The organism is Cupriavidus sp. 05T313, assembly GCF_056396665.1.
In genome coordinates, this window is sequence record NZ_JBFTLX010000545.1 from 1 (window position 1) to 879 (window position 879).

Below are 879 nucleotides of genomic sequence, written 5' to 3' on the forward strand. Positions count from 1 at the left end.
CGCCGAACTGGCTCGCAACTGGCCGTCCATCACCAAGACCAAGGCGCCGCTGGCCGAAGCCGAGGAATGGAAGGACACAGCCGAAAAGCTGCAATACCTGCAGCGCTGAAAAGACCTAAAAAAGACAGGTCAGAAAGCCGTCCCCACCCACGCGCTTTCCCGTAATGCCGGGCACGCCTGTGCCCCACAACGTATCAGGACGAATATGGACTTGAGTATCCCCAACCCCGTTGCCGACGCCACCCACCACGTTGCCACAGGCAACGGCGGCGGCGGCCAGCCGCTGGAAATCGACGCGCTGATCGTCGGCGCCGGCCCGGTCGGACTCTTCCAGGTTTTCGAACTGGGCCTGCTCGAAATCAAGGCGCACGTGATCGACTCCCTCAAGGTGGTCGGCGGCCAGTGCGTGGAGCTCTACCCGGACAAGCCCATCTACGACATCCCGGCCGTGCCCATCTGCACCGGCCAGGATCTGACCGACAACCTGCTCAAGCAGATCGAGCCGTTTGAGCCGACCTTCCACCTGGGCCAGGAAGTCGCCGTGGTGGAGCGCCGCGAAGACGGCCGCTTCTTCGTCGAGACCTCGCTGGGAACCCGCTTCATCACCAGGACCATCTTCATCGCCGCGGGCGTGGGCTCGTTCCAGCCGCGCACGGTCAAGGTGGATGGCATCGACAAGTTCGACGGCAAGCAGCTGTTCTACCGCGTCAAGGATCCGAGCCGTTTCCACGGCCGCAACCTCGTCATCGTCGGCGGCGGAGACTCCGCGCTGGACTGGACGCTGGACCTGGCCGGCAAGGCCGAGTCGGTGGTGATGATCCATCGCCGCGACGGCTTCCGCGCCGCGCCCGCCTCCGTCGCCAAGATGAAGGAATTGTG

The 879-nt window shown here is 64.4% G+C and carries 2 protein-coding genes; both read left to right on the top strand.

The genetic code is table 11. From position 1 onward, the window contains the following. A partial coding sequence (locus AC1DKD_RS41625) for a DUF3470 domain-containing protein (RefSeq protein ID WP_477144785.1) occupies nucleotides 1-109 on the top strand: 109 nt, incomplete at its 5' end. A gap of 96 nt (nucleotides 110-205) precedes the next feature. Beyond that, a partial coding sequence (locus AC1DKD_RS41630) for an NAD(P)/FAD-dependent oxidoreductase (RefSeq protein WP_477144784.1) occupies nucleotides 206-879 on the top strand: 674 nt, incomplete at its 3' end.